This window comes from Synechococcus sp. RS9907 (assembly GCF_014279615.1).
In the GTDB taxonomy this organism is placed as follows: Bacteria; Cyanobacteriota; Cyanobacteriia; order PCC-6307; family Cyanobiaceae; genus Parasynechococcus.
The window spans coordinates 1,482,808-1,506,925 of the sequence record NZ_CP047944.1 but is presented as its reverse complement, the minus strand read 5'-3'; the positions used below and the strand labels follow the sequence as shown (position 1 = coordinate 1,506,925).

General features: G+C 60.7%; 24 protein-coding genes. 15 read left to right on the top strand and 9 right to left on the bottom strand.

The genetic code is table 11. The annotated features are described in order from the left end of the window. Nucleotides 1-3: 3 nt before the first annotated feature. Together SynRS9907_RS08300 and SynRS9907_RS08295 are read right to left on the bottom strand one after the other, a co-directional pair. A complete protein-coding gene (locus SynRS9907_RS08300; RefSeq protein ID WP_188020653.1) occupies nt 4-870 on the bottom strand; it encodes a phosphatidate cytidylyltransferase in 867 nt (288 codons plus the stop codon). Between the two features lie 84 nt (nt 871-954). Beyond that, complete coding sequence (locus SynRS9907_RS08295) at nt 955-2,358, bottom strand: aminotransferase class I/II-fold pyridoxal phosphate-dependent enzyme (RefSeq protein WP_188020652.1); 1,404 nt, start codon at nt 2,356-2,358, stop codon at nt 955-957. Nucleotides 2,359-2,408: 50 nt separating this feature from the next. Between SynRS9907_RS08295 and SynRS9907_RS08290 the strand changes: the two genes are divergently transcribed. From SynRS9907_RS08290 to SynRS9907_RS08265, 6 genes are all read left to right on the top strand, one after another. Continuing rightward, on the top strand, nt 2,409-4,058 hold the full coding sequence (locus tag SynRS9907_RS08290) for an AarF/ABC1/UbiB kinase family protein (protein ID WP_188020651.1): 1,650 nt from the start codon (nt 2,409-2,411) through the stop codon (nt 4,056-4,058). Between the two features lie 71 nt (nt 4,059-4,129). Beyond that, nucleotides 4,130-4,549: a hypothetical protein gene (locus SynRS9907_RS08285; RefSeq protein ID WP_006850033.1), complete on the top strand. Its 420-nt coding sequence runs from the start codon at nt 4,130-4,132 to the stop codon at nt 4,547-4,549. A gap of 121 nt (nt 4,550-4,670) precedes the next feature. Beyond that, a complete protein-coding gene (locus SynRS9907_RS08280; RefSeq protein ID WP_186542600.1) occupies nt 4,671-5,399 on the top strand; it encodes a response regulator transcription factor in 729 nt (242 codons plus the stop codon). Between the two features lie 7 nt (nt 5,400-5,406). After that, entirely contained in the window at nt 5,407-6,549 is a 1,143-nt protein-coding gene (locus SynRS9907_RS08275; RefSeq protein WP_188020650.1) for a cell wall metabolism sensor histidine kinase WalK, read from the top strand. Continuing rightward, nucleotides 6,546-7,298: a pseudouridine synthase gene (locus tag SynRS9907_RS08270; protein ID WP_188020649.1), complete on the top strand. Its 753-nt coding sequence runs from the start codon at nt 6,546-6,548 to the stop codon at nt 7,296-7,298. Before SynRS9907_RS08275 ends, SynRS9907_RS08270 begins: the two co-directional genes overlap by 4 nt. Beyond that, a complete protein-coding gene (locus SynRS9907_RS08265) occupies nt 7,289-8,209 on the top strand; it encodes a helix-turn-helix domain-containing protein (protein ID WP_188020648.1) in 921 nt (306 codons plus the stop codon). The genes SynRS9907_RS08270 and SynRS9907_RS08265 overlap by 10 nt, the downstream gene beginning before the upstream one ends. Here SynRS9907_RS08265 and malQ read toward each other — a convergent pair. Together malQ and SynRS9907_RS08255 are read right to left on the bottom strand one after the other, a co-directional pair. Further along, the gene (gene malQ, locus SynRS9907_RS08260; RefSeq protein WP_188020647.1) at nt 8,143-9,711 is read right to left on the bottom strand and encodes a 4-alpha-glucanotransferase; all 1,569 of its coding nucleotides are present in this window, start codon (nt 9,709-9,711) and stop codon (nt 8,143-8,145) included. The two genes, SynRS9907_RS08265 and malQ, sit on opposite strands and share 67 nt — an antisense overlap. A gap of 32 nt (nt 9,712-9,743) precedes the next feature. Then, nucleotides 9,744-10,772, bottom strand: a complete 1,029-nt coding sequence (locus tag SynRS9907_RS08255; RefSeq protein WP_188020646.1) for an NAD(P)-dependent oxidoreductase — start codon at nt 10,770-10,772, stop codon at nt 9,744-9,746. A 79-nt stretch (nt 10,773-10,851) separates the two neighbouring features. Here SynRS9907_RS08255 and SynRS9907_RS08250 point away from each other — a divergent pair, with 79 nt between their 5' ends. Next, entirely contained in the window at nt 10,852-11,784 is a 933-nt protein-coding gene (locus SynRS9907_RS08250) for an LCP family protein (RefSeq protein ID WP_188020645.1), read from the top strand. On the opposite strand, the gene SynRS9907_RS08245 is transcribed toward SynRS9907_RS08250, so the two are convergent. After that, nucleotides 11,781-12,281 (bottom strand): hypothetical protein, encoded by a 501-nt coding sequence (locus SynRS9907_RS08245; protein WP_115082531.1) that lies wholly within the window; start codon nt 12,279-12,281, stop codon nt 11,781-11,783. The genes SynRS9907_RS08250 and SynRS9907_RS08245 overlap by 4 nt on opposite strands. 56 nt (nt 12,282-12,337) lie before the next feature. Between SynRS9907_RS08245 and SynRS9907_RS08240 the strand changes: the two genes are divergently transcribed. From SynRS9907_RS08240 to SynRS9907_RS13950, 6 genes are all read left to right on the top strand, one after another. Beyond that, nucleotides 12,338-13,333 carry a ribose-phosphate pyrophosphokinase gene (locus SynRS9907_RS08240; protein ID WP_188020644.1) on the top strand — a complete coding sequence of 332 codons (996 nt, stop codon included), beginning with the start codon at nt 12,338-12,340 and terminating at the stop codon, nt 13,331-13,333. Nucleotides 13,334-13,480: 147 nt separating this feature from the next. Continuing rightward, nucleotides 13,481-14,587 carry a glycoside hydrolase family 10 protein gene (locus SynRS9907_RS08235; protein ID WP_255446039.1) on the top strand — a complete coding sequence of 369 codons (1,107 nt, stop codon included), beginning with the start codon at nt 13,481-13,483 and terminating at the stop codon, nt 14,585-14,587. A gap of 875 nt (nt 14,588-15,462) precedes the next feature. Beyond that, complete coding sequence (locus tag SynRS9907_RS08230) at nt 15,463-17,469, top strand: peptidylprolyl isomerase (protein WP_188020642.1); 2,007 nt, start codon at nt 15,463-15,465, stop codon at nt 17,467-17,469. Nucleotides 17,470-17,627: 158 nt separating this feature from the next. Beyond that, nucleotides 17,628-17,819 (top strand): hypothetical protein, encoded by a 192-nt coding sequence (locus SynRS9907_RS08225; protein ID WP_188020641.1) that lies wholly within the window; start codon nt 17,628-17,630, stop codon nt 17,817-17,819. Nucleotides 17,820-18,007: 188 nt separating this feature from the next. Next, on the top strand, nt 18,008-18,241 hold the full coding sequence (locus tag SynRS9907_RS08220) for a hypothetical protein (RefSeq protein ID WP_188020640.1): 234 nt from the start codon (nt 18,008-18,010) through the stop codon (nt 18,239-18,241). Nucleotides 18,242-18,257: 16 nt separating this feature from the next. Then, nucleotides 18,258-18,422, top strand: a complete 165-nt coding sequence (locus tag SynRS9907_RS13950; protein WP_223157653.1) for a hypothetical protein — start codon at nt 18,258-18,260, stop codon at nt 18,420-18,422. Nucleotides 18,423-18,437: 15 nt separating this feature from the next. Here SynRS9907_RS13950 and SynRS9907_RS08215 read toward each other — a convergent pair whose 3' ends face one another. Together SynRS9907_RS08215 and SynRS9907_RS08210 are read right to left on the bottom strand one after the other, a co-directional pair. Further along, complete coding sequence (locus SynRS9907_RS08215) at nt 18,438-19,232, bottom strand: metal ABC transporter permease (RefSeq protein ID WP_188020639.1); 795 nt, start codon at nt 19,230-19,232, stop codon at nt 18,438-18,440. After that, nucleotides 19,225-19,914 carry a metal ABC transporter ATP-binding protein gene (locus SynRS9907_RS08210; RefSeq protein ID WP_188020638.1) on the bottom strand — a complete coding sequence of 230 codons (690 nt, stop codon included), beginning with the start codon at nt 19,912-19,914 and terminating at the stop codon, nt 19,225-19,227. The genes SynRS9907_RS08215 and SynRS9907_RS08210 overlap by 8 nt, the downstream gene beginning before the upstream one ends. Before the next feature lie 105 nt (nt 19,915-20,019). Here SynRS9907_RS08210 and SynRS9907_RS08205 point away from each other — a divergent pair, with 105 nt between their 5' ends. Then, complete coding sequence (locus tag SynRS9907_RS08205) at nt 20,020-20,937, top strand: metal ABC transporter substrate-binding protein (protein ID WP_255445832.1); 918 nt, start codon at nt 20,020-20,022, stop codon at nt 20,935-20,937. A gap of 54 nt (nt 20,938-20,991) precedes the next feature. Continuing rightward, the gene (locus SynRS9907_RS08200) at nt 20,992-22,065 is read left to right on the top strand and encodes a hypothetical protein (RefSeq protein ID WP_188020636.1); all 1,074 of its coding nucleotides are present in this window, start codon (nt 20,992-20,994) and stop codon (nt 22,063-22,065) included. Between the two features lie 77 nt (nt 22,066-22,142). On the opposite strand, the gene SynRS9907_RS08195 is transcribed toward SynRS9907_RS08200, so the two are convergent. After that, nucleotides 22,143-23,465: a hypothetical protein gene (locus tag SynRS9907_RS08195; protein WP_188020635.1), complete on the bottom strand. Its 1,323-nt coding sequence runs from the start codon at nt 23,463-23,465 to the stop codon at nt 22,143-22,145. Further along, a complete protein-coding gene (locus SynRS9907_RS08190; protein ID WP_188022400.1) occupies nt 23,462-24,115 on the bottom strand; it encodes a TIGR03943 family protein in 654 nt (217 codons plus the stop codon). Before SynRS9907_RS08190 ends, SynRS9907_RS08195 begins: the two co-directional genes overlap by 4 nt. Between the last annotated feature and the right edge of the window lie 3 nt (nt 24,116-24,118).

The following is a 24,118-nucleotide window of genomic DNA, read 5'->3' as shown; positions in this document are numbered from 1 at the left end:
TGCTTATGGGGCCAACAGTGGTTGGCATAAAGCGATCGCGTAAAAGACCACTGCTGGGGTGAACAGATAGCTGTCGATCCGGTCCAGGATCCCGCCATGGCCGGGCAGCACGTCACCGGAGTCCTTCACGCCTGCATCGCGTTTCATCATCGATTCCGTCAGGTCTCCCACCAGGGCGAACAGGGCGATCAGCGCCCCCAGCAGCAGGCCCGGCAGGCCATGCAGCGCCCAGCCCATCAGCTGGCCGCAGATCAGGCCGATGAGCATGGCCGAGATGAATCCCCCGATCGCCCCCTCGATGGTTTTCCCTGGGGAGATCGGTGAGAGGGGCCGACGCCCGTAACGCCGTCCCACGGCCCAGGAGCCGATGTCGGTGGCCACGATCATCAGGCAGGCCGACAGGGTGATCTCCAGACCGTTGTCCAAACCGCGCAGACTCAGCCAGTGGCTTGGCAAAAACCCCAGGTAAAACAGCCCGAAGATCGATGCCGCAATGTCGGCGATGGAACCCGTCACCGGTTGCAGCAGCAGCCAACCGCAGATGGCGGCTCCAGAGAGGGGCAGAACAGCGTGGGCCACATCAGCCGGCAGCCCTCCCTGGATCGCCCACTGGGTGGTGAACAGCAGCAGTTGGCAGGCCACAAGGGTGGTTTTGGTGGCGGGGCGAATTCCCTTGAATTGCGCCATCCGGAAGAACTCCAGCAGGCCAAGGTGCACCATTCCCCCCAGCGCGGCGGTGAACCACCAGCCCCCCAGGCTCACGACAAGCAGGCCAAAGCTCCCCACACCGAGGCCACTGATCAACCGCTTGCGCAGGGCTGCTCGGGCCGCTGGTGCTTGGCTCTGATCGAGGACAACCTCACGGATCACGCTGATTGGAGGCGTCCTGGATTCACACTATCAATCGCTGTTGGCCGTGATCTCGAGGCTTGAGGCCACCTTTGCTGTCCCAGCTCAGCCCCCACTCACCACAGTCAGTGCGTCTGGGATCTGGTCTCCCCAGAACAGTTGCTGGCGTTCAAGCCAGCGCTGCCTCTGGCGATCGAGGCGTTCGCCGGGAATCAGCAGGGGGATGCCCGGTGGGTAAGGGCACAGCAATTCAGCCGCGATGCACCCCTCCGCATCCTTCAACGCCACCTGTTGATGCTCCGCCGTCCAGGCCTGGGTCGGTGACTGGGCTGGGGAGGTGACCAGCGGAAGCGGTGGGGCTTCGAAGGCTGGCAAGGGAGTGCGATCTGGGAAGCTCCGCAGCAGGTTCTGCCAGTGGTGTCGCATCCGGCGTCCCAGCCCTCGGTGGCGTGCCAGCCCCAGGCAGAGGGTGAGGCTGGCTGGCTCCGGCAATTCGCCCACCAAACCGCGTGGCAGGAACCAATCGTCGGCATCCAGGCCGGTGATGCCCGCCTGCCCCGTGTGCAGGATCAGGCGCAGCGGATCCTGGTTGCTCAGCAGAGGCACGCCGCTGTGGCGCAGGCCATTGGCGAGCGCTTCAGCCTCCTGCAGCCGCTGCAGCAACTCACAGCGTCCCTGGGGCCGCTGCCAGTGTTGAAGGGCTTCTTCGCAGGAGGCCAGCAGCAGCGCACTGGGGCTGGTGGTTTGCAGCAGGCCCAGGCTGCGTTCCACGCGCACGGGATCCAGACGCTCCCCCTGCAGCCAGAGCACCGCTGTTTGCGCCAGTGCTGCAGCCGACTTCTGCAGGGAATGCACCACCAAGTCAGCGCCGCAGTGCAGAGCGCTGGGGGGGAGGGGATGGTCTACCCCAGCGGCGAAATGACAGCCGTGGGCTTCATCCACCAGCACGCAACAGCCCTGTTGCTGCAGCCGCTGAATGACTGCCGTTGGGTCATTGGCATAGCCCTGGTAGGTGGGATGCACCAGAACTGCAGCACGGATGGGGGCTCCATCGCGGGGTAAGGCCTGAAGCACCCGTTCGATCCAGGCCGAATCCGCCGGTGCCGGCTGGCCTCGGTCGCTTTGAAAGGGGAGATCGAACAGCACCGGCCGCAGGTCCCCAAGAACGCAGGCCTGAATCAGGCTGCGATGCACGTTGCGGGGCAGCAGCACCCGCTCTCCGGGCCGGACCATGGCCAGCAGTGCGGCCTGCAGCAACCCCGTGGCCCCGTTCACCCCGTACCAGCAGCGCGCCACCCCCATCGCTGCCGCGGCGGAGCGTTGGCTGTCTGCGATGGCGCCGTCCGCCTCCAGCGGACCGCCAAGGGCTGGCAGTTCCGGCAGGTCCCAGACGCCGGCGCGGCGTCGCAGCAATTGACGCAGTCCATCCGGAAGGGCAGCCCCCCGTCCGTGGGCCGGCAGAAACAGGGGCTGACCGAGGCGACGGGTGAGCTGGGGCAGAAGCGCCATCAAATCCCCCTGATCTCCTTAAAGTCTCTCTCTGTACTCAGCGCGATGCGATGCGTTACGACCCCGGGCGGGATCTCGGCTGGCTGCTGCTGCGTCCCTGGGTCGCCATTCCGCGCCTTGTTCAGGTGCTGTGGTCCCTGGCGGGGCTGGTGCTGGTGCTGGTGCTGCGTGGAGGCAGCAGTGACCCCGCCGTTCAGCAGGGGCTGGCGCGTCGCATTCTCAACACCCTGACGGGTCTGGGGCCCTGCTTCATCAAGCTGGGACAGGCCCTCTCCACCCGACCTGATCTGGTGCGTCGGGACTGGCTGGAGGAACTGACACGCCTGCAGGACGATCTGCCGGCCTTTCCCCATGCCACCGCCCTGGCTTGCATCCGCGAGGAACTCGGTGCGCCGGCAGAGGAATTGTTTGAGGAGTTTCCCGACACGCCGATCGCCGCCGCCAGCTTGGGCCAGGTGTACAAGGCCCGTCTGCAGGGTCAGCACTGGGTTGCGGTGAAGGTGCAGCGGCCCAATCTCACCTTCATCCTGCGGCGGGATCTGGTGTTGATCCGGGCTTTGGGGGTGATGACGGCGCCGCTGCTGCCGCTCAACCTCGGTTTCGGGCTGGGCGGAATCATTGATGAGTTCGGCCGCAGCCTGTTCGAGGAGATCGATTACGGCCTGGAAGCGGCCAATGCTGAGCGGTTTTCGGCGCTTTTCGCAGATAACGATGCGGTCTACATCCCGAAGGTGGAGCGGATGCTCAGCTCCACCCGGGTGCTGACCACCACCTGGATCGATGGCGCCAAGATGCGCGACAGCGAGGAGCTGCGTTCCCAGCGTCTTGACCCAACGGCGTTGATCCGCACTGGCGTGATCTGCGGCCTACAGCAACTCCTGGAGTTCGGCTATTTCCATGCCGACCCCCACCCCGGCAACCTCTTCGCCCTGCCGGGTCGCACCGGCGATCTCGGCCATGTGGGGTACGTCGATTTCGGGATGATGGATTCCATCAGCGACAGCGACCGGCTCACCCTCACCGGTGCTGTGGTGCACCTGATCAACCGAGACTTCTCCGGGTTGGCCAAGGACTTCCAATCCCTCGGGTTTCTCAGCCCCACGGCCGATCTCACGCCGATCATTCCTGCCCTTGAAGAGGTGTTGGGCGGCAGCCTCGGCGACTCGGTTGGATCGTTCAACTTCAAGGCGATCACCGACCGTTTCTCGGAGCTGATGTTCGATTACCCCTTCCGGGTTCCGGCGCGCTTCGCCTTGATCATCCGGGCCGTCGTCAGTCAGGAAGGCCTTGCCTTGCGGCTGGATCCGAACTTCCGAATCATTGCTGTGGCCTATCCGTACGTGGCCCGTCGACTGTTGGCGGGTGACACCAGCGAAATGCGCGAGAAGCTGCTGGAGGTGATCTTTGATGAATCAGGCCGCCTGCGCCTGGATCGGCTCGAAAGCTTGCTGGATGTGGTGGGTCAGGACGCTCCCGCTCCTGGGAAGGAATTGATTCCTGTGGCTGGGGCAGGTCTGCGGCTGCTGCTCAGCCGAGATGGTGCCGACCTGCGCAAACGTCTGCTGATGACGCTGATCCGTGACGATCGTCTGCACACCGACGACGTGCGTGCCCTTGTCGGCCTGCTGGGTCGCACCTTCGGCCCAGGGCGTCTGGCCGGCGGTCTGTTGCAGCGTCTCAACCCGTTGGCGGCCGCGTGATCCCGAGATCACGTTTTCAGCGAGATTGTGGAACTCACCGCTAAGGTCTCAGCTCTTTGAGATCGGCGTCGATGCCTGAGGAGATCAGCGCCCAGGAGCTTGAGCAGCTGCTCCAGATGATGACCCTGCCCCAGCCTCCCTACCTGCTGGCGGGCATCGGCCTGTTGATGGGTGTGCTCTGCGGCCTCACCTTCGGCCGTCAGGTGCAGAACAAGCTGGATGGCTGGAAGCAAGACCGACTACCCCTGATGCCCCTGGGGACTGCGGAGATCAACCTCAGCTACGCCGGCACCCTCATTGGGGTGACGTTGTTCATCGGCTGCTGCCTTCAGATCTTCGGATTTGCCTCAGGCGCTGCTCTGCTGGTGGCCCTGCTGCTCTCGCTGCTGACCGGTGGAGCCTTGTTTTCTCAGCTGGAGCGCCTGATGCAGCAGGTGGAAGCGGGCAAGTTCAAAGCGGTTGATTTCGACAACTTCGACGAATTCTTCTGAGCCTTTTCTTCTGAGCGTTGTTTCGCCGGGCCTGTTTCTCTGGGATCTGGGCCCTTAAGCGAAGCCGCTGTTCTGCTTCGTCGGGATGCGTTCCCGGGCAGAATGGATGCGCTTCCGCCTTATGGACGTGACAACCCTGTCTGCGGCTGTCTCCACCCGTCGTCTGCTTGTGGTGGAAGACGACGACAGCATCCGGGAAACGGTTGGAGAGGCCCTGCGCGCGGAAGGTTTCGAGGTGCAAACCTGCGCCGATGGCGCCTCAGCCCTCAATCTGATCACCGCTGAAACTTCAGATCCGGTGGATCTGATCGTGCTCGATCTGATGCTCCCCGGCTTGGGGGGGCTTGACCTTTGCCGCGAGCTCCGTCGCATCAACAACACCACCCCGATCCTGGTGATCAGCGCCCGTGATAGTGAGACCGATCGGGTGCTGGGGCTTGAGGTGGGCGCCGACGATTACCTGGTCAAACCCTTCGGGCTGCGCGAACTGGTGGCCCGCTGCAGGGCCTTACTGCGGCGATCCAGTCAATCGGAGACGTCACCCTCCCAACAGCATTCCTTCACTCACGCCAACCTGTGCCTGTATCCCAGTGAATGCAGGGTCACCCGGGATGGAACGGACCTCACACTCTCTCCCAAGGAATACAAGATCCTCGAGCTGTTCATCCAGAACCCCAAGCGCGTCTGGAGTCGCGATCAGCTGCTGGAGAAAATCTGGGGTGTCGACTTCATCGGTGACACCAAAACCGTGGATGTTCACATCCGCTGGCTGCGGGAAAAGGTTGAGCAGGAGCCCTCATCGCCTCAGTTGATCCGTACGGTTCGCGGCTTCGGGTATCGCTTCGGCTGAGGGTGCTGTGGTGATCTCCGCCGCACTCGGCTTTGCAGCTGGCATTGGGATCACGCTTCTGCTGCAGCGTCGACGCCGCGTTCTGGCGTCCAAGCGAACGTCGAAGCGAACGTTTAAGGATCGCTCCATCGTCTTGAACGCTCCCCAGCTGCTGGCCTGGATTGATGCGGCCACCCAGGGCTGGATGATCCTGGCCCCGGACCACTCCATCGCCTACATCAACGACCGGGCCGAACGCCTTCTTCATATCCCCTCCAATCGCCTGGTTCGTGGCATGAAGCTCCGGGATGTCCTCGACATTCCTGTCTTGGAGGAGTTGATCTTCAGCAGCCGCTATCAGCTGCGTTCCCAGCGTTGTGAATGGGATCAACAGGGGACCCCGCTGGAGGCGGTTGTTCTGCCGGGCAGCGACGAATGCTGGCTGGTGCTGATCCAGAGCCGTCAGTCCCTCGAAGCCCAGCAACAGCAGCAGGAACGCTGGGTGAGTGATGTGGCCCATGAGCTCAAGACCCCCCTCACCGCCCTGATGCTGGTGAGCGATCGGCTGGAACTGGCCGTCAAGGAAGACGACACGGCCCTGGTGCAACGGCTGCAGAAGGAACTCCGGCGTCTTCAGCTGCTGGTGGAAGACCTGCTGGAGCTGTCGCGGTTGGAAAACAGCCTGCCGCAGGACGACAGCGAGCATGTGCCCCTCACCCTGGAGGATCTGGTGGACAGCGCCTGGGGATCCATTGGCCCGATCGCGGAGGAACGGCGGGTGACGCTGCAGCTGGACCGCAGCGAATCCGGCCCCCTGCGTGGTGATCAGCGCCGGTTGCACCGTGCGGTGCTCAACCTTCTCGATAATGCCCTGCGCTACTCCCCTGATGAGAGCAGCATTGACGTGTCCGTCCGCCAGAGCGGCGGCTGGTGGTTGCTCAGCATTCGTGACCATGGCCCTGGCTTGAGTGAGGCCGATCTCACGCGCATGTTTCAACGCTTCTATCGGGGGGATCCCTCCCGCACCCGCTCCAACCGCAGCGGCAGTGGCCTGGGACTGGCGATCGTTCAGCAGATCGCCGTCAACCATGGCGGTCGCATCGAAGCCCGCAACCATCCCGCCGGTGGAGCCTGCATGGATCTGCTCGTGCCCCGGGAACCCCTGCAATGACGCGCCAGCGCCTGCAGAAACTGATCGCTGCTGCCGGCCTCTGCTCCAGGCGCCGGGCTGAGGAATGGCTCCAGGCCGGCCGCGTGACGGTGGATGGACAGGTCGCCCGCGTTGGCGACCAGGCCGATCCGCAGCAGCAGATGATTCATGTGGATGGTCAGCCGTTGCCGTCCCGTGGTGTGGCGCGGGTTCTGCTGATCAACAAGCCGGTGGGGGTGATCTGCAGCTGCGATGACCCGCAGGGTCGCCGCACGGTGCTGGACCTGCTTCCTCCGCAGCATCGGGCTGGTCTTCACCCCGTTGGCCGTCTGGATGCCGACAGCCATGGTGCGCTTCTGCTCACTGATCTGGGTGAGCTCACCTTGAAGCTCACCCACCCGCGTTACAGCCACGCCAAGACCTACCGGGTGTGGGTAAAGGGTGTGCCGCCGGAGCCGGTCCTCGATCGCTGGCGTCGGGGTCTGCCTCTGGATGGTCGCTTGACCCGCCCCGCTCGGGTGCGCCGGTTGCGGGCCTGGGGTGACCGCTCGCTTCTGGAGATTGAGCTGCGGGAAGGGCGCAATCGACAGATCCGCCGGATGGCGGAAGCCCTGGGCCATCCGGTGCTGGACCTGCAGCGCACGGCCATTGCCGGGTTGCCGCTCGGTGATCTGGCCGAGGGGTGCTGGATCTGGTTGAGCGAGGGAGAATGGAAGCCCTTGCTCGAGCGGGCTGACCCGATGGAGTGGCCCTACAGCCCATGCGACTGAAGCGTCCAGGACTTTGGTGGCGACGTCCGCGCAAGGGTTCCAGCCCTGATGCCGGCACGGTTGAGGCCCAGGAGCAGCAGCGTCAGGATCTGGGGCTGCTGCTGCGACGGCGCCGCGAGGAGCTGGGCCTCTCGCTGCGTGATCTGGCCAATGAGACCCGGATCACCACCCCCGTGATCGAGGCCCTGGAGCGGGGCTGGCGTGATCGCCTGCCCGAGCGGGCCTACCTCGCCTCGATGCTTCCTCAGATCGAGCGTCGCCTGGCCCTGCCCGGGGGATGCCTCGACCCCCTGCTTCCCCCGCCGGTGTTGCTCCGCCGCGGACCCGCCAAAGCGGGCCTGGGTCGCTTCACCCTGGGCAACATCGATGTGTTCACCACCTGGCAGGGAACGGTCGTTTATGCGGCGGTGATCGCCTTCAGCCTGCTGGCCATCAACCGTCAACAACAGGACCTGGCTCTGCGCAACAGCCTCAGCCTCGAACCCGTGCGTGCTGATGTGGAGGCGATCAGCCGTGGTCCGAACCCGGTGGGTTCAGACGAAGGCATCGCGGCCCTGCGCCCCCTGGAACAGGTTCAGAAACGCACGCCTCAGCAGTGGCTTGATCTGGTGCGGGATGCCCTGCCGCAGTCCCAGGGGGTGCTGGAGGTTGTTGTGGCTGAGCCAAGAGAGCTGCAGCTCTCCAGCGGTGGGGGAGATCGGGTTCAATTCGCAACGAGCGCCGGCACGCTCACCCTGCAGTTGATGGCCCCGATCGAGGTGCGCCTGGACCCTCCGGCTGGTGCTGAGGATCAGGTGCTCTGGAATGGAGAGCCTCTGCCCGTGGATCAAGAGCGGCCGGGGATCTACCGGGTCAACAAATTGCCGGCTCCGGAGAGCGACCTCCCCCAGACCGCTCCCCTGCTCCCGTAGCCGCCCAGGGCATTCCCCAGAGCTGCATCAAAGCTGCCCAGCCTCCAGCTCCAGTTGCCTTCGCAGGTGCCGGGGGTGTTGAACCTGGCCCGGTCATCGAGGTGCATCAGGTCCTGCAATGGGGCGATCACCAGGCCTGCGGTTGTGGCAAAGGCCATGTCGAGCAGATGCCAGGCCGGAGCACTGATCTCACCATTCACCCGCGTGGCGATGCGGGCGCGGCTGTCGGCATCCAGCCCGTTCCACCAGCCCAGCGTTGTGGGGTTGTCGTGGGTGCCGGTGTAGACGACCCAGCGATGCCCATCGGTGTTTTCCGGCAGATACGGGTTGTCGGATGCGCCGTCGAATGCGAACTGCAGCACTTTCATGCCCGGCAACCGGAAGGCATCGCGGAGTTGTTCCACATCCGGTGTGATCACGCCGAGATCCTCGGCAATCAAGGGGAGAGAGCCACCGGCATCCCTGCGCAGCTTGCGCAGCAGGGCGTGACCCGGCGAGGGCTGCCACTGTCCGTTCTCTGCGGTGCTGTCTCCTCCGGGTACGGCCCAGAAGGCCGCAAGGGCCCGGAAGTGATCCAGGCGCAGCAGATCCACCATCTCCCGCTGGCGCGCAATTCTTTGCCGCCACCAGCGGAAGCGCGTGATTCGATGCTGTCCCCAGCGGTACACGGGTGAGCCCCATAGCTGTCCGGTTTCCGAGAAGTAATCGGGCGGAACACCGCTCTGGGTGGTGAGCTGGCCGTTCTCCTTGACGGTGAAGAGCGAACGGTTGCTCCAGACATCGGCGCTGTCACTGCTCACATAGAAGGGCAGATCGCCAAACAGCTGGATGCCCAGGTTGGTCGCCTGGCGGCGGATCGCCTGCCACTGCCGGTCGAGCTGCCATTGGATCAGCTGTTCCCGCAGCAACGCGTCATGGTGTTGCTCCGCCCAGGACCGCAGGGCTTTGTTGTCATGCCGAGCCAGCGGCAGCGGCCACTCCCACCAAGCGGTGTTGTGTTGATCGTGCAGAACCTGGAAACGGGCATGGTCCTGCAGCCAGCTGCGCTGTCGTTGCGCCCAGCGCTCGAAGGCGGCATGTCGCGATGGATCCTGCTCAGGCCAGGCGGCAAGCAGGGCATCCCCCAGGGCACTGGCCCGTTGCTGGGCCAGGTTGAACTCCACACGCTCCGCACCCTCCAGCGCTGCATCAGCCCCTGGAGCGGCCCTGAGTGCTTCTTCGCCGATGAACCCCTCGTTGGCCAGGTCCTGGCCGTCGAGGAACCAGGGGTTTAGGGCATTGGAGGAGGGTGAGCTGTAGGGCGAGCCGGTGGGATCCGGCGGTGCCAGGGGCAGCATCTGCCAGACGCCGATGCCATGGTCGGCCAGCAGCTGGAGCCAACGGCGGCAGGGCTCACCAAAGCTGCCGCAGACGGGGCTGCCCGGCAGGGCGGTGGGATGCAGCAGCACCCCGGTGCTGCGCCCCCTTCCGGCCTTGGCCGGGTCAACGGTGGATTGATCCATGGGGGGGCCTTGGTCACCCAAGGATGGCGGCTTCAGAACAGCGCCGCATCCCCCAGGTCCTGCCCGGCCATGCCCTCCCGGGCCACGCGCTCAAAGAACTGCTCCAGCGTGTCGGTTCCATAGGACGGCGTGGCATCCGCGTCGTAGCACTGCTTCTGCTCATCCCAGACGAGCATGGATTCGCTGGCGTAGTAGCGGCCGATCCGACCAAATTCCGCTGTGTCGTTGATGCCTGGGAACACGCGAGCCAGCGCGTCCAGCACGGCGATCGGTGCATCCATCAGGGCAATCGGCACCGACAGCATCCGTTCGGGCTTGTTCAGAGCGCGGAAGAGCATCTCTCCCTGCTCCCGGGCGCTCAGCGCCGGACCCGGCCCCCCAATCGGCAGCACCTGGTTGCGTTTGGACTCGTCATGGATGCAATCCGCCATGAAGCGGGCTAGATCGGCTTCGCTGATCGGCTTGCAGCTGGCCAGGGTTCCACCTCCGAACATCACGTAGGGGCCGCCCTTGCGGCAGCTTTCCACCTGTCCGCCCAGGCTTTTGAAAAAGGCGGTGGGGCGAACGATGGAGTGGCTCATCTCCTCATCTGCCTGCAACACGGCTTCGAAGGCCAGCTTCGCCTTCTGAAATTCCAGCAGCGGCTTCTGCACGCAGATGGCCGAGAGCAGCACGTAGTGGGCCACCCCGGCCGCTCGTCCCTGCTCATACGTGTTGAGGGTGGCTGCATGGTCAATCGCCCAGGAATCCTTGCGGCCGCCGGTGCGGGACGCCAGGCAACTCACCACCACATCCGTGGGTTGATCGAAGGCCTCGGCGGCGATTGAGGCTGGATCGGTGACATCCCCGAAACGCACCTCAGCTCCCGGGAAATCGGCGATCACCTCGTCTTTGCTCTGGCGACCACCGATGCCGCTGCGCTCGCGGGCGAAGGCGATCACCTGGTAGCCCCGTTCGACCAGTTCCTTCACCACAAAGCGGCCGATGTAGCCCGTGGCTCCGAACACCACCACGCGCACCTGTTCGGGTGGTCGGCTGCGGTAGTCGTGGCGGAGGGACATCGATGACGGCTTCACGGTGCCCAGACTAGGAACTGGAGATCTGGGCGAAACTAAGCGCCATTGCGGTTCGTCCAGCGAAATGAACTGGTTGTCGCCATCCCGAGTTCGCGGTGCGCTGTGTGTCGGTGCTGCCGTGCTGGGGATTGGTGTGACCGGGTGGTTGATGGCGACCCTCTGGCCAAAGCCCGATCGCGTTGCCGCGGGCGCTCCGCTGAGTGCGGATCAACCTGAAACTTTGGCCCCCTTCCCGGAGGTCCCGGTGACGGTGTTGGTGATCGGTGTTGATGCGGATCGGCTGGGTGCCGCCTCCAATCAGGCCGCGCCCAAGGGCCCCCCCAATGCCGATGCACTGCTGCTGCTTCGCATTGCCGCCCAGGAGCCGCTTCAGGTGCTCCAGATCCCCACGGAGCTCGGAGTTCAGCTCCCTGGCGAAGAGAATCCGGGCCCCTTGGCTCAGTTGTGGCGACGGGGTGGCGTCAGTCTTCTTGGCGATGCCATCCGCGACATTGTTGGTCTTCAGCAGGGTGATCCCAAGCGCTATGTGGTGATGCCCCGTGCGGCCCTACGCCGCCTGGTGGATGGTCTGGGCGAGGTGGAGGTGGTGTTGAGCGACTCCTACAAACGCCAGGACAAGACGCAGGATTACACCGTCATGCTCCAGGCCGGACGACAGCGTCTCAACGGTGCCCAGGCGGAACAGCTGGTGCGCCATCTGCCCGATCCCAAGGCTGTCTCCCAGCGTCGCCAGCGCCAAAACATCCTTGTTGAGGGTCTGATCGAACAGGTCAAGGCCCCCAGTGGCATTGAGGTGATTCCTGGTTTGGTGAACCAAGTCAACACTGAGGTGGAGACCAACCTCAGTCGTGCGGAGCAGCTGAGCCTGGCCGCGGCGATCATCGCCAGCCCTGAACCCGCACGGATCAGCCGGCTGCCCTTGGCCGAGCGGGCCGGTGAGCAGACCTTGCGCCAGATCGACGCCGGCGCCAGCCTTCCCCTCTGGCCCCAGCCTTAAGCAGGGCTGCGGAGTTGCAGCCTCCGGGCGAGGGCGTCGACGCATTCGGTCTGTTCCGGATGCTGTTCATCGGGGATCCAGCCCAGCCAGCTGAGGCCGTCCCGGCGTCGCGCTGGGCCGTTCCAGGGGCCCTGGAGCTGCACCAGGCCGAGCAGCGGCACCTGAAGTTCCCGGCAGAGGGCGGCGTAGGCCGCGGCTGCGCCAGAGATTGAACCGTCCTGTTCAGCAGTGGTCAGCAGCAGCACCGGCTGACGCCAGTCGGCCAGGGCCTGCAGCCAGCTGGCATCACCCTGCGGGGTCGGCCGGGCTGCGTCGCCGCTGAGCCGCACCAGCCCTGTTGCCGCCGGGTTGGTCTGCAGAACCTCAGCCGGTGATGCACCACTGGCCACCGTGGTGAGAGGGCATCGGCAAGCCCGTGCCAGGGCTTCGCAGGCCTGACGCATTTTGAGTTCAGGCAGGGGGCCCGCACCCACCAACAGTGGGAAACCTGTGGACATGGGGGCACTGCTCACCTCTACCATCGGATTACAGCAGAATTCGTTCCGCGGGCGCCGTGACAAGTTTCCTGACAGCAGCCCGTTCCGAGCAGGAGCAGATCACCCCGGACAGTCGCCGTCTGCGCCTGTTCAGCGGCACCTCGAACTCTGCTCTGGCCAAGGAGATTTCCGCTTATCTCGGGGTGCCTGATGGTCCCCGCGTCTGCAAGCGTTTTGCCGACGGTGAGCTCTACGTGCAGATCCAGGAGTCGATCCGTGGCTGCGACGTGTTCTTGATCCAGCCCACCTGCGCACCGGTGAACGATCACCTGATGGAGCTGCTGATCATGGTGGATGCCTGCAGACGGGCCTCCGCACGGCAGATCACTGCGGTGGTGCCTTACTACGGCTACGCCCGAGCCGACCGCAAGACCGCTGGTCGTGAATCAATCACCGCCAAGCTCACGGCCAACCTGCTGGTGAAGTCGGGCGTTGACCGCGTGCTGGCCATGGACCTGCACTCCGCCCAGATTCAGGGCTATTTCGATATCCCCTGCGATCACATCTACGGCTCTCCGGTGTTGGTGGACTACCTCTCCACCCAGGATCTGGGAGATGTGGTGGTGGTGTCTCCTGACGTTGGGGGCGTGGCGCGGGCCAGGGCCTTCGCCAAGCAGATGAACGATGCCCCGCTGGCGATCATCGACAAGCGCCGCACCGGCCACAACATGGCCGAAAGCCTCACGGTGATTGGTGATGTGGCGGGGCGGACAGCGATCCTGATCGACGACATGATCGACACCGGCGGCACGATCTGCGCCGGTGCACGCTTGTTGCGGGAGCAAGGGGCCAAGCGGGTGCTGGCCTGCGCCACCCACGCCGTCTTCTCTCCCCCCGCCAGCGAACGCCTGTCCGTTGACGGCCTGTTTGAGCAGGTGGTGGTGACCAACAGCATCCCGATCCCGCAGGACCGGGTCTTCCCTCAGCTGAAGGTGCTCTCCGTGGCCAACATGCTTGGGGAAGCGATCTGGCGCATCCATGAAGAGAGCTCTGTGAGCTCGATGTTCCGCTGATCGTTGGCCGCGGGCCCATGGACTGTTGAACGAGCGGGCTTGGTTCGGCTTGATCACGGTTGATCCGCGCCATCCTTGAGGCCCAGTGCTTCAACGGCGTTGGCTCAGCGGTGGAAGCCTCTGTTTGGTGTTGCTCTGGCCAGCCTGATGGCGGGGCTTCCCGCACCTCTGATGGCTGAGTCCCGATTGGACCGGTTGCTCCGCAACCGCAGCACGATGGGGGTGTGGCTGACCAACAGCCCCAGCAAGCTCTATTACGACCGGACGCGCATCACCGCTGCGATGCAACAGCTGCAGGATGCGGGCTTCAATCGCGTGGTGCCCAATGTCTGGAGCCGTGGCGCCACGTTTCATCGCAGCCGCTTCGCTCCAGTGGAGCCGCCGCTGCTGAAGGCTGGGGTCGGTCTTGATCCCATCTGCACGCTGGCGGCGGAAGGTCGGCGCCGTGGCATCAAGGTGATGCCCTGGTTTGAGTACGGCTTGATGGAGCCGGCCGATTCATCCGTTGTGCGCAACAACCCCAGCTGGGTGTTGGCCAAAGCCAATGGCCAGCGTTGGATGGCGATGCATGGCAACCATCGGATGGCTTGGCTCAATCCTGCCCATCCGGGGGTTCGTGCCCGCTTCATCGGTTTGGTGGTGGAAACCCTGAAGCGCTGTCCGATGGATGGCCTTCAACTGGACGACCACTTCGCCTGGCCAGTTCAGTTCGGTTATGACCCCACCACCGTGGCGTTGTACCGGCAGGAGACGGGACGTGTACCTCCTCGGGATCACAGCAATCGGCAGTGGATGAAATGGCGGCGCAATCAACTCACCTCTCTCTTGCGTGAGTTGCGGCAACGTCTCAAGCAGGAGCGCCTTTCCACCCGAATCAGCCTGTCTCCAGGCCCCTTCCGTTCGGCCTACAACCTCTGGTTGCAGGACTGGGAGCTCTGGGCTCTGGGCGGACTGATTGAAGAGTTGGTGGTACAGAACTATGCCTATTCGGTTCGAGGATTCGCCAAAGACCTGGATCAGCCGGCGCTGCGCAAAGCCCGCAGCTGGGGTATCCCCTCGCAGATTGGCGTGTTGGCGGGATTCGGCAAACGCACCACCTCGATGGCCGTTCTGGAACAAAAAGTCCGCCTGGCGCGGCAACGCGGTCATGGCGTGATCTTCTTCTACTGGGAAGGGTTATGGGGCTCACATGTTCCCGAAAAGTATCAGGATATTCGGCGTAATGCCTTTGCACGACTAGGCTCTCAGTTCTAGTTTGAGCTAAATTGATAAAAACTCACGTCTGGTGTCTCGCAAGTGTCTCGCAAGTGTCTCGCTGTAGGGGTTATCACCCTGAACCACTGGGAACAGATTAGTTTTGTCAGGATTCTGGGTCAACTCCATGGAACCCCGATGGGGTGCGACAAAATGTTGCTATGGCTTGCCAAAAAGTCTTATGTGGTTAACCCTAAGACCCATAAAAGCATGGACCTAAAGTCTTATTCTGCAGACCATAAAATCACGTATAAAAGACACCCTTTCTCTTCCCCTCTAATGTCTTTATTGTTGTCTTTATCATGCGTGCATCTATAAAAAATCAACCATTTATCCGTCTACCACTTAAATAAGGGGGTCTGTCTTGCCTAAGTAATAAGTAACCAATAAATGCAAAAACTGGTATGGCTTACAAAGCAACCCAACACGAAGCAGTTACCTGGATTCCTCGTCCTGTTGAAAGAAAGACCGTCTCACTGAAGATGAAGCCTGAGTTCTATGAGGAAGTCATGGAATACTGCCAGTCAAATGAGATCTCTTTCTCTCAGTTTGCAAGGTTTGCCCTGGCAAGAACAATGGCAAATGCCTGATTCAAATGATTCAAAGGACAAGTGGATTAGGTATTATGAATTCAGCAAGAGAAGAAACTTGTCAAAATTAAGCCCTTGTGCCCATTCTTTAGGTTCTTGATTTGATGGATGAAGCTTTGGTGATCAGTGTATTGATGATTACAGGATGACCAGTTGAGTGATTGCCTTGCTGTCTTGGACGATTGATGACAGACAAGATTTTGGATTAATCGAAAGAGTCGATCAACTTGCGCTGTATTGGAACACGGTCTAAAATTGAGTCGATATTAGGCGCTGGACAGCTCAATGACAGCTCTAAATGTTGATCTGTGGGTCTCTGCTGCTGATTTTGAGTCTCCTTATTACCGTTTCTATGCCGACTCAAGCGGTAACCAGGAACTCACTGAGCTCACCTTCGATACAAATAAGAGCTATACCTTCTACCGCCTGAACGAGGAGACTTCACACCCCTTCTTCATTTCAGACACCGGCTATAAGCAAACCTCCTCTGACGCAATCCTGATTACGGGCGACGGAGGCCCTTCAGCTGGCATTACAGGGGATCAGTCTTTCAAGATTGAATTTACTGACTCTACTGGAGACATTGATGATCTGCTGTATTACTGCAGTTCTCATGAATTGATGCAGGGTGAAATTGATTTATTCACAAGTTCTTTGCGTAAAACAATTGCTCCTCTTCTGGGTCCACTGAAGTTAACTTTGTCCCGAGGGCAGACTATAACTTTAGATCCCGACGCTCTCTTTGATATCCCCGGCATCGTTGGCAGCGTTGTTGAGCTTCAGTTAACAGGGCCATTCGTCGGCATGCCTCCGCTTATTTTTGAGCTCTACGATCGCCCGGGAAGCGCTGAGCGAGCAACGAAAAAAACGGCGAAAAATTTCCTGAATTACGTCAACCAAGGGCTCTATAACGGTTCAATTATTCATCGCGCAGTTCCCGACTTCGTCATCCAAGGTGGTGGGTTTTCCGTCGCCGAAGGTGTCTCTCCGATTGAATCCCTGGGCCCTCTTGAGAATGAACCAGGCAACAGCAATGTTCGCGGCACAGTTGCCATGGCCAAGATTGGTGGCGACCCGAACAGCGCCACGAACCAGTGGTTCATCAACCTCAACGACAACAGCGACAATCTAGACGAACAAAACGGAGGCTTCACTGTCTTCGGCGAAGTTTTGGGATCAGGCATGGAAGTTGCTGATTTCATCAGCCAAGGTGAAATCATTCCAAGAACAGATATCAACCCTGCATTCAATGAATTACCCGTTTGGAGAGACGAAATCAATTACCCCTATTTCTTTTTAATTGCAAATGCAAGGCAGATTGAGAGAAATAGTCAGCTGATGTTTTTTGAAATACGTGGCGACGATCAAAAGTCTATTCATGCAGAGCGCAACGACGATGGAAATCTTGAATTAACCCTGCTGCAATCTCTCGAGGGCCCCACGAAGCTCACTCTTAAAGCCTTCTCACCCTTAGATGTTACTTCTGCGAAGCAGATTTACTCCCTCGAGGCCAACACCTACTCAACACGGGCCAAGGTCAAGGGCGTAAAACGTGGTGACTCACCCACAGGCTTTCAGATTTCGGGGTTTCTCAAGGCAACAGACAAGGATGGATTAACGGGTGAATCCATTTACTCAATCGAAGACAAGTTCGCCGCCCTCAATGGCACCGCCACTATCGATCCCACCAGCGGTCGCTGGTCATACACATCCAATGAAGACTATTCAGGAAAGGACGCGTTTTTAGTGACGATCACGGATGACCTAGGTGGCACGACGGTGCAGAACATTAAGGTTGTTGTGACTGAGCCTGTTAAGGGCACAAGTAATAAAGATAAGTTGGTGGGCAGCCAATTTTCGGATCTTATTAATGGGGAAGAAGGCAACGACTTCCTCTCTGGCTTGGCTGGTGATGATGAATTGCATGGTGGCACGGGTAAAGATGTTCTTGTAGGGGGGGGAGGCGCTGATCGTTTTGCTTTCGATAGGGCTAGTGGTTTTGGAAACAAGCATGTAGACAAAATAAAAGACTTTGACTCTAATGAAGGAGATTCAATCCTTCTAGATAAAGATGTCTTTAGTCTTGGCAAGGTAATTACGATTGAGACGGTTTCTAAGAAAAAGAAAGTCAAGAAGGCATCAAGGAAAGATGTGGATTTTGTGTATGACGAGAAGAAAGGACTTCTTTACTCCAATGAGAATGGCAAGCAAAAGGGATGGGGAGATGGTGGTCTATTTGCCAAACTTCAAGGTGCTCCTGAATTAGGTGCTGACGACTTCACTATTGTCTAACCAGTTGTGGTGTCGAGTATCAATAATATCTATTACTGGGAAGGCTTATGGGGCAAGCATGTGGCGGAGCGGCATCGAGATCCTCGCCGCGCAGCATTCACCAGGCTTGGATCTGATTGACCAACAGATCTGGCTCGACACGATCGTTATTGAGTTGCATGAAACAGTTCACCGAAACCAGTTCCGACCCCTATGACCGTCACCATTACCGCGTCTGGTTGCGCGATGGGTCGTTCAAGGATGTTGAGAGCTACGACGCAGCGCAACGCGTTTGGTATTCCAGCAAGACACGGCCAATAACAATTGAGGTGATGCAACCGAAGGGGCGAAGACGTGCCAAAGGCTTTTAGATTTTTTTGTTCACCCTGCTGTTCATTGATCGGCTTTGGATCAATTCAGACAGACGCATTTATCTCTCTTGTGCGAAAGGGTCACGTTGAGGCGATGGTCTCGCTAAAATACCGAATCATTCAAAAAGAGTTTCGAGGAATAAGCTCTTCAATGATGAATAGGCGGGAAAGTTTAGGGGTTTTGAGCCATGAATCAGTTTGAGCTCAACCAGATTCGTTCCAAGCTGCGGCGTCTTGACCTCGATGATCAGTTCATCGAGCGGTACATCGATAAATTGATCAGGAACAAAGAACCGTTTGTGACGGCATCGAAGGCCATCGATCGTTGGGAGAAGAAAGATTCAGGCCAATTTGTGCTTCAAGCTCTCGTTTGCGGATTGATTGCAGCCCTGGCGGGTGGCTGGTTCGCCGTTGTTCAGTAGCGGGTTGGATGGAGTCATGAGCGATGCAAGCTTGATCGCCCTATTCAGCCTGGGGATGGCCTCAACGCTGACTGTGTTGTTCCTGGCCTTTCGGCGCACCTTCCGCCTGGAGCAGGAACGCACATTGATGCGGAGAATGCGGCGCCGCCTTGATCGGATGTTCCTGAAGCAAAAGCCGTAAAGAAGGCTTCTTTTATCACCGTTGCTCTGCAGTGTTGCCCCTGTAGGTGAACAGAAGTGCCAAGCACAGTGTTCCGATCAGTGGGCCCGGGGGCAGGTCAACAGCAATCGCCAGCATCATTCCGCCACCACACAGAAGCAGCCCCGTGCTCGCGCCGCGCAGCATGAGTTCCTTCAGGCTTCGGCTGCGCTCCACGTGCATCAGCACTGGAGCGCACAGCAGGCCAATCACCAGAATCACCCCCACGGCAGTGATGGCGCTGATCACCACCAGGGCGGTGATCAGGCTGCAGATCAGCCGGATCAGGAGCACCGGTCGTTTGGCGATGGCTGCTCCCTCAGGGTCGATGCCAACGAACACCAGGTCGCGGTAGCCCCACGCCACCATCGCGATTAGGGCGCAGGTTGAAAGCGCTGTTCGCAGCAAATCTGTTGTGTTGGCGGCAAGCAGGTCGCCGAACAGAATCGTTTCCAGGTCCACCCGGGCATCCAGCAGTGGAACCAACAGCACGCCCAGGGCCGTGAAGCCCGCTAGGACGGTGTTCATGGCGCCCTCGTCCCTGCCCTTGAAGCGCCGGTTCAGGCGTTCAGCCACCAGGGCGCCCAGCAGTCCACTGATCAGACCGCCGATGCTTGGCTCGATGCCGATGGCCAGGGCGATCACCAAGCCGGGCAGAACGGAATGGGCCATCAGGTTGGCCAGCAACACCCGGCGTTGGGTGATTAGCAACGCTCCCGTGGCCGGGCAGATGGCTCCGATAAGCAGCGAGATCGTGAGTGGCAGAAGCCACCAGATGTCGGGCTCAGCCACAGCAGGAACTCCCCATCATGCAAGTCAGATCGCTCAGTTTTTCTCGGACCGTGTGGGGTGATCCGTTGGCCAGGATCTGGCCGTCCATGACCACCACCTGGTCGTAGCTGTCGAGGGCACTGCCCCAATCGTGGCTGCTCATCAGCAGCGTCTGGCCGGCTTCCGCCTGATCCCGCATCACCTTGAGCAGGTGCTCACGCGTTGGTGGATCGATGGCGCTGCAGGGTTCGTCCAGCAGCAGGATCTCGGTCTGCTGCATCAACGCTCTGGCCAGCAGGACGCGTTGTTGCTGGCCGCCGGAGAGCTGGTTGAGGCGTTGGGATCCCATGGCTCCCATGCCGACCCGCTCCAGCAGCTGATCGCAGTGGTCCGCTGCTGTGGTTTTGCCCTTTCTGGGCGCCCCCAGCTGAACCATGTCGCGGGCGGTGATCGGAAACGACCAATCAATGGCGGCCCGCTGGGGCATCAGGCCGATGGGCTTGCTGGAGTTGACCGTTCCCTGGCTGGGTTTCAGTCGCCCCTTCAGCAGGTGCAACAGCGTTGACTTGCCGGCTCCGTTGGGCCCCACCAGCGCCGTCAGTGTTCCCGCTTGGAGTTGCAGGTTGACGCGGTCGACGGTGTTGCGACCCCCGTAGCTGAAGCACAGCTCGGTTGTGCTCAGCACGCACGACGAATGGCTCATCAACTCTTCGGTGGCCGGACTTGGGCCTCTTGATGTTTTGCACACCCCATGTTGGCGAGGGATCAAGTGCTCAGCAAAATGATAATCATTCTCATCAAGACGTCCATGCGTCCTGTTTTGGCTCGATCGGCGGGGGTCAGCCTTGCTTTAGCCATTGGAGCTGCCGTAGTTCCGGCCCATGCGGCTCAACCTGTGGTGGTGGCCGTCGACGGCACGCTCTGTGATCTCACCAAGACCCTGGCTGCCGGTGCCGCGTCGGTCACGTGCCTGATCCCTCCTGGTGGTGATCCCCATTCCTATCGCTTGAAGCCCAGTGATCGCAGCCAGATCGCCAAGAGTGATCTGGTTCTGCACATCGGTTTTGGGCTGACCCCGTCCGCCAAAAAGCTCAAGTCACCAGGAACGGTGGTGGCCGTCGGTGAAGTCGCTCTGCCGTCCTATGGCGGCAGCGACCCCCACGTCTGGCACGATCCGGCCAATTCCGCAGCAATGGTGCGGGTGATCTCAAGTTCTCTGGCCCCCGTTCTTCCAGCCAGTGATCGTGCGGCATTGCAGCAACGCACGGCTCGTGCCGTTGCTGTTTTACAGGCTTTGCAGAGCTGGGAAGCCAAGCAGTTCAGTTCTTTGCCCCCGGCCCAGCGGGTCCTGGTGACCGATCACAGGACCTACAGCCATCTCGCGGATCGCTTCGGACTTGTCGAGATTGCGATGTTGGACAGTCACACCACCGGTGGCGTTTTGCGGCCCTCCAGCCTCAAAACAATCACCCAAGAGGTGAAAGCATCCGGTGCCAAAACCATCTTTTCCCCTTCGGCTTCTCCGAACAAAACCCTGAGGCGCATCAGCAAGGCCACGGGATTGCCGATCGCGTCCACACCTCTTTATGGAGAAGGCATTGCGGCCGGTCGCAATGCTGTTTCGACGGCAACCCTCAACGTCTGCACGATCGTCAAGGGCCAGGGCGGTTCCTGCGACACCGCTGGAGCCAATGCATTGAACGCGCAGTGGTCATCGATCCGGTGACGTAACGCCCTCTTCCTCTTCTCTTCCGTCTTCTTTTTTCTTCCTTCTCGTCTCATGTTCCGTTTACGCCTTGCCCTGCTGGCTCTTCTGTTGAGCCCATTCGCTCCCGTTTCGCCTGCCGAAGCCCATGGCTCCCATGGTGGATCGGGTGAAGCCCTTGAAGCCGGTGAATTCGACTTCACGCCCATCATCACCATCGAAGGCCATGGTGGATTTGACACCAACCTTGAGGGGGATCCCAAGCACTACGCCATCGATGGCATGTTTGGTGGCGTCTTTGAGTGGGGCCTCGCAAATGGGGGTTCTTTTGCGATCGAAGTTGCAATTGGGCCTGCTTTGGTTTGGGGAGAAGCAGAACACTTTTATGGCAAGGTTCACGTTGATGATCACGGCGATGACCATGAAGAAGAACATGACGATGACCATGAAGAAGAACATGACGATCATGATCATGAAGACGATCATGACCATGAAGAAGATCATGGCGATCATGATCACGAAGACGATCATGATCACGAAGACGATCATGATGAGCACGAAGGACATGATCACGGTCATGACCACAGTCACGACACCGATTACAAGCGCACCGATATCAAAGGCTTCCTTCAGGCCCGTTATGCACCGAATGACCGCTTAAGTTTTGAGCTGTCCTGGAACCCCTATTACGTCACCAAAGACCAGGGTGAGGACATTCAGGGCTTGAAGAATGAGCTTGGCGCCAAGGCGATCTGGGCTTTGGGTGATGGAGATGTGAATTTCGCCCTTGGCGATGGTATCGAAGATCTTGTGAATGGTGTTTATCTGTCAGTTGATCACCGTCAGGGTTGGGAATCCGACGGGATGTATGTGGGCAACTACACCGATCCTCGTGTGGGCCTGGGCTTCACATTTGGTGGTGATGAGATCTCGTTGATGATCGAAGCTGGCCCTCGCTTTTATGTTCCTGGCAGCTACGCAGGATTGGATCCGCGCACAGATTTGGCTGGTGAAATCGAACTTTCGGTTCCCATCGGTGATGCCACGTTGTTCCTGCACTGGCAGCAGACCTACAGCTGGGAAGATGCGCCTGGCTGGGGTGAAGGTTGGCAGCACCATGTCGGCACTGGGGTGACATTCACCTTCTAGGTTTCAACAATCGCTTGAGATTTGTTTGATCAGGAGGGCAGCTTTGCCCTCCTTTTTTATTCCTCAGTTTTTGTTGCTCAGCCTGCATTGAGCCACTGGGCTTCGCTGATGGGTGTGTTGATCACCTTAATGAGCTTCAAGCTGTCGCCATCGATCAGGCCGGCACGGGCATGGGTCTGGTTCGCTCGTGTCAGCGTCATCAGCACTTGATTCGTCACCGGGTTCCACTGGATGGGGCTGCCCGCGTTGAGCGTCCACGGCTCCAGGGCCCTGCGTTGTGTCACCTCTCCCGCGTCGCTGATCAGCACCAGTTCGTGATTGCCCCGTTGCTGTTCCCATCGCCCCAGCACAGCCCAGATCCGTTTGCCGCGGTTGTCGCAGGCCACCCCCAGCACCGCCTGATCACCGAGGTGCAGTTGCTTCGGTGCCTGTCCAGGAACCACCAGCTCGATCGAGCGCCTGTAATCCGGCCAGTGCCGGATCAGCACGGCTCGTCCTGAAGCCCCGCAGAAGGCCCCCAGTTCCCGGCTGCCCGGCAGCATCTGCGGCTTTTGCTCGGTTGCTTGGAGGGGCCGAAGGCTCAGGCCGTTGCTGGTGGGCATCACCACCCCCCCTCCCGCCGGAAGCAACTGCATCGGCCCGGAGGGTTTCAGTGCCAGAGCCTTGCGTTTGCCATCGGCCTTCAGCAACAGGGCTTGGTCACTGCCCGGCTGGAACCCACCGCTCTGCACCAGCAGATCCCCATTGAGATTGCTGCTGAGATGGGCGAAGAGCACCTCCCCTTTCAACAGGGGTTCCGTGCGGCTCAGCGTTGGTGGCCCCAAGGCCGCCAGATGGTTGCCGGTGCTGCGGGGCGTCAGTTGGTCCCACCACACCTGTTCGGTGCCGTTCTGATCGCGTCCCACCAGGGCAATGCCCCGGCCATTGCCAAGGGGGACGACGCTGGGGATGGCGGGCCAGACCCGACTGATCGGTATCCATGCTCCTGATCGCGTCTGCAGTTGAACCTGCTCACCTCCCGGCACGGGCCGTGTTGCGATCAGCCAGGGTCTCGGGTCCCACCACCATTGCTGCTGCCCCAGCTGCAGCCCGCGCTGGTCGTCCCCTGCGACCGATAGCTCGAGCGGAGCCGTGAGCACGACATCCGCATCAATCACCATCCGCAGTGCTGTCGTCTCCCCCAGCCACTGATGGGGTACGGCTGGAGTGATTCGAGTGGCCTCGCTGACCCTCGGCCGAGCCATCGGGCGACTGAACTGCAGATCCAGGGCCGCGCTGCCGCTTTGCACCTGCTGGGGCACCAGGCGCAGCAGCCGCGGAGGCTGTCGCAACAGCAGCTGTTGCTGCGCCAGAACTGCGGCGCAGGCCATCAGCATCAGCAGCAAGGGCCGCCGCGTCATGGTTCCAGGGGCCGCTCGGGCCTGGCGATCGGCGTGATGTTTTGGGGAATCACGACGGGGATGCGCCGTTCCTTCCGCGTCTGCACGCTCATCGTTCCCTCGATGGCCAACCACTGGTTTGTTTGGGGGATGAACGACTCCGGCCATTCCACGGCCAGGCCAGCGGGTGTGGCATCAGCCAGGCAACAGCGCACCGTGAGCCGGGCGATCAGCGGTGGGCCCTGGGGTTGCCTCCAGACAAAACCGCTGATGCGCACAGGATTGCCGGCCACAAGGTCGGGATCGGGCTGGCTGCGCAGCAAGCGCACCCATTCAGTGAGGCTGCGTTGTTCGGGGGGCAGAACAAAGGCCAACTCCGGTGGATCGGGCAGGCCCTGGGGGCGGTTGCTGGCCAGATCGCTGAAGGAGGGACTCGGCGGAAGGACCAGCACCAGCGCAGCCATCACGCCACTGAGCAGCCAGGGCAAGCGCCAGCGTTCGGCTTGCTTCTCTCTTTTCAGCAGAAGGGCCACGCCCAGCATCAGCAAGACCAGGCCGGTGACCCCCACCAGGCCATGGAAGACCCCGCGAAGCAGCAGATCGAGGCGTCCGCTGTGGAAGCTCCACAACAGCGTCAGGCCCCAGAGCAGCAGCAGGGTTCCGCGCTTCAGCAC

Coding starts and splice junctions, on each gene's coding strand:
- SynRS9907_RS08255 (WP_188020646.1), bottom strand. CDS start 10,772: ATGTCCCTCCGCCACGACTACCGCAGCCGACCACCCGAACAGGTGCGC.
- SynRS9907_RS08250 (WP_188020645.1), top strand. CDS start 10,852: ATGAACTGGTTGTCGCCATCCCGAGTTCGCGGTGCGCTGTGTGTCGGT.
- SynRS9907_RS08225 (WP_188020641.1), top strand. CDS start 17,628: ATGAAACAGTTCACCGAAACCAGTTCCGACCCCTATGACCGTCACCAT.
- SynRS9907_RS08220 (WP_188020640.1), top strand. CDS start 18,008: ATGAATCAGTTTGAGCTCAACCAGATTCGTTCCAAGCTGCGGCGTCTT.
- malQ (WP_188020647.1), bottom strand. CDS start 9,711: ATGGATCAATCCACCGTTGACCCGGCCAAGGCCGGAAGGGGGCGCAGC.
- SynRS9907_RS08235 (WP_255446039.1), top strand. CDS start 13,481: ATGGCGGGGCTTCCCGCACCTCTGATGGCTGAGTCCCGATTGGACCGG.
- SynRS9907_RS08285 (WP_006850033.1), top strand. CDS start 4,130: ATGCCTGAGGAGATCAGCGCCCAGGAGCTTGAGCAGCTGCTCCAGATG.
- SynRS9907_RS08230 (WP_188020642.1), top strand. CDS start 15,463: ATGACAGCTCTAAATGTTGATCTGTGGGTCTCTGCTGCTGATTTTGAG.
- SynRS9907_RS08245 (WP_115082531.1), bottom strand. CDS start 12,281: ATGTCCACAGGTTTCCCACTGTTGGTGGGTGCGGGCCCCCTGCCTGAA.
- SynRS9907_RS08195 (WP_188020635.1), bottom strand. CDS start 23,465: ATGACGCGGCGGCCCTTGCTGCTGATGCTGATGGCCTGCGCCGCAGTT.
- SynRS9907_RS08290 (WP_188020651.1), top strand. CDS start 2,409: ATGCGTTACGACCCCGGGCGGGATCTCGGCTGGCTGCTGCTGCGTCCC.
- SynRS9907_RS08270 (WP_188020649.1), top strand. CDS start 6,546: ATGACGCGCCAGCGCCTGCAGAAACTGATCGCTGCTGCCGGCCTCTGC.
- SynRS9907_RS08265 (WP_188020648.1), top strand. CDS start 7,289: ATGCGACTGAAGCGTCCAGGACTTTGGTGGCGACGTCCGCGCAAGGGT.
- SynRS9907_RS08200 (WP_188020636.1), top strand. CDS start 20,992: ATGTTCCGTTTACGCCTTGCCCTGCTGGCTCTTCTGTTGAGCCCATTC.
- SynRS9907_RS08205 (WP_255445832.1), top strand. CDS start 20,020: ATGCGTCCTGTTTTGGCTCGATCGGCGGGGGTCAGCCTTGCTTTAGCC.
- SynRS9907_RS08295 (WP_188020652.1), bottom strand. CDS start 2,358: ATGGCGCTTCTGCCCCAGCTCACCCGTCGCCTCGGTCAGCCCCTGTTT.
- SynRS9907_RS08210 (WP_188020638.1), bottom strand. CDS start 19,914: ATGAGCCATTCGTCGTGCGTGCTGAGCACAACCGAGCTGTGCTTCAGC.
- SynRS9907_RS13950 (WP_223157653.1), top strand. CDS start 18,258: ATGAGCGATGCAAGCTTGATCGCCCTATTCAGCCTGGGGATGGCCTCA.
- SynRS9907_RS08280 (WP_186542600.1), top strand. CDS start 4,671: ATGGACGTGACAACCCTGTCTGCGGCTGTCTCCACCCGTCGTCTGCTT.